The sequence below is a fragment of the Nonomuraea lactucae genome (assembly GCF_003313395.1).
Classification (GTDB): Bacteria; Actinomycetota; Actinomycetes; order Streptosporangiales; family Streptosporangiaceae; genus Nonomuraea; species Nonomuraea lactucae.
Window position 1 is genome coordinate 1 of sequence record NZ_QNFZ01000606.1, and the last position, 2,262, is coordinate 2,262.

General features: G+C 73.5%; 1 protein-coding gene. It reads right to left on the bottom strand.

Features of this window, described 5'->3' with window-relative positions:
- Positions 1–197 precede the first annotated feature (197 nt).
- Positions 198–2,237, bottom strand: a complete 2,040-nt coding sequence (locus tag DQW85_RS24165) for an endo-beta-N-acetylglucosaminidase (protein WP_113702329.1) — start codon at positions 2,235–2,237, stop codon at positions 198–200.
- Between the last annotated feature and the right edge of the window lie 25 nt (positions 2,238–2,262).

The window sequence follows — 2,262 nt, forward strand, 5'->3', positions numbered from 1 at the left end:
CGCTGCCTCGCCGCCGGGGCGGTTGCCGGGGTCGGGTGGGGGCGTGGCGGCCGGTGCGCTGCCCCGGGCCGACCGCCACGCGTGCGCGTCGCCTGCCAATGGCTATCCCGTCGCGCCCGGCCGCCTCGGTGGGACGGCGTACGTCGGTCACAAGTCGAGCGTAACGATGACCGCCGTCCCGCAGCGCGGCGACCGGCTCAGCCGGTCGGCCAGGAGACCGTGGTCGTGGCCGGGGCCGAGCGGCCGTACTCCGCGGACACCGCCTCGACCTCGATCGTGGTCGTGGTCTCGCCGCCGACCCGGTCGAGCCGCGGCACGAAGTAGGCCTCGCCGGTCGTGGCACCCAGATAGGCGCGGGTCCCGTCCGGATCGCGGCGGTAGACGTCGTAGTGGTCCACCTGGCCGTCCGGCGTGCGGGCGCGCCGGCCCGCCGACCACGAGAGGCGGAGCGTCTTGCGGGTGGGGGACACGTCCGTGACGCCCAGCACGGTGAGCGCGGCCGGCGCGGGGGCGGCGTCGATCTCGCCGTCGTGGACGGCGAGCCGGCCGATCCGGACGTCGTAGGAGTCGGAGTTCCCCTCGGCCCGCAGGGCGAGCTGCGCGATCGTCCGGCCCGCGTGCGCCGACAGGTCGAACGTCCTGCGCTCCCAGCCGGTGCCGCCGGTGGCGCCGAGGTCGTACGTGGTGAAGGTGGCCGGCGCGTCGGTGAACGAGACGGCCGCCTTGAGGTTCGTGGCCCCCGCGGCCGGCGTCTTGACCACGACCGACAGCTTGGTGCCGGCGGCCACGGGCAGGCGCGTCTGGTAGAGCCGCACGGTGTTGGCCGCGTCGAGACGGCCGGTGAGCCGGAGCGACGAGCCGCCCTCGTAGGCGTCGCCGAAGTCGATCGACGGGGTGAGCCTGCTGCCGGCCGACGACACGAGCCACTGGTAGGTGGGCGGCACGTCCTGCACCGACAGGTTGTTCCAGCCGCCGGTGCGCACCCGCACCCCGTCCACGTTGTAGAAGTCGCCGTGGCCCGCGTTGAACCCCGTCACGAACGGTTTGCCGGTGACCGGGGTCGACTCCGCGACGTAGTGGGCGATCCCCTTCCACGGCGAGGAGGTGGAGGTGTCGGAGGGGTCGCCGTTGGCGCCCACCCAGAACCGCGAGTCCCTGGCCCGGAAGTCGTCCCGGCCGCTCGACGACTTCCACGTCCACTCGGGGCGGTAGATGCCGAGCGAGGCGACGTGCGGCTGCCCGGCCGGGAAGAGCGCGTCCCACGGCACGTTCGTGTCGTAGCCGTTCGCCTCGGTGTCGATGCCCGCGAAGAGCTCGTGCTCGCCGCGGCCGAGCGACCGGGCGCGGTCCCGGGACGAGCGCAGCTTGCCCGCGTTCCAGCCGAAGTCGAGGAACATCGAGTCGGACACCCGCGCCGGGTCGGCGAGGAAGGCGTCGTTCGCCTCGGTGAGCGCGTCCTGCCAGGAGATCGAGCCGCTCTCGGTCATCGCGTCGTACCACATGAACTCGACCGGGCCCTGGGCTCGCCCGTACTTGATCAGCGAGCGGAGCTCGGTCGCCAGCGCGGCGTCCCCGCCGGCCGTCTCCTGGTTGATGAACCAGCCGTCGAACCCGTAGTGCCGCGCGACCTGGACGAGCTTGTCCGCCACGAGGTAGCGGCGGCCGGACTTGCGCACGAAGTCGCGGACCCACTCGATCTTCCCGCCGTACACGGTCGGCGGGAAGAACACGGTGCCGTAGACCTTGACGCCGTTGCGGTGCGCGGCGTCGATCACCGTGGCGTTGGGGGCGAGGATCAGGCCCTCGCTCGCCGAACCGCCCCAGAACACCAGGGTGTCGACGTACTGCCAGTGGCCGAAGGCGTAGTAGTTCGCGTCCAGGGACCCCTGGGAGGGGTTGCCGGAGGTGGGGGCGAACGACACCAGCGAGGCGACGCGGCCCTCGCCCGCGCGGGCGTTCGCGTTGGCCTTCAGCGCCGGGTCGGCGGCCCGCTGGCGCAGCGGCACGCGCGAGCGGTTGAACGGCGCGTCCGGGTCGGTCGCCGGGTTCCAGGACAGGATCGTGTCCGGGTGCCAGTAGGAGGCGTACGGCTGGTCGCCGCCGCGGGCCTTCGTGGCCGGGGCGGGACGCGTCTCTTGAGCAGCGGGCCCCGCCTGCGCGGGCTGGGCGGGCACGGCCGCCAGGGCGGTCGCCGCCAGTGCCGCCGCGCACAGCACGGGTAACAGCGTGCGTCGCATCTGAGCTCCTTCGGATCGCTGGTGA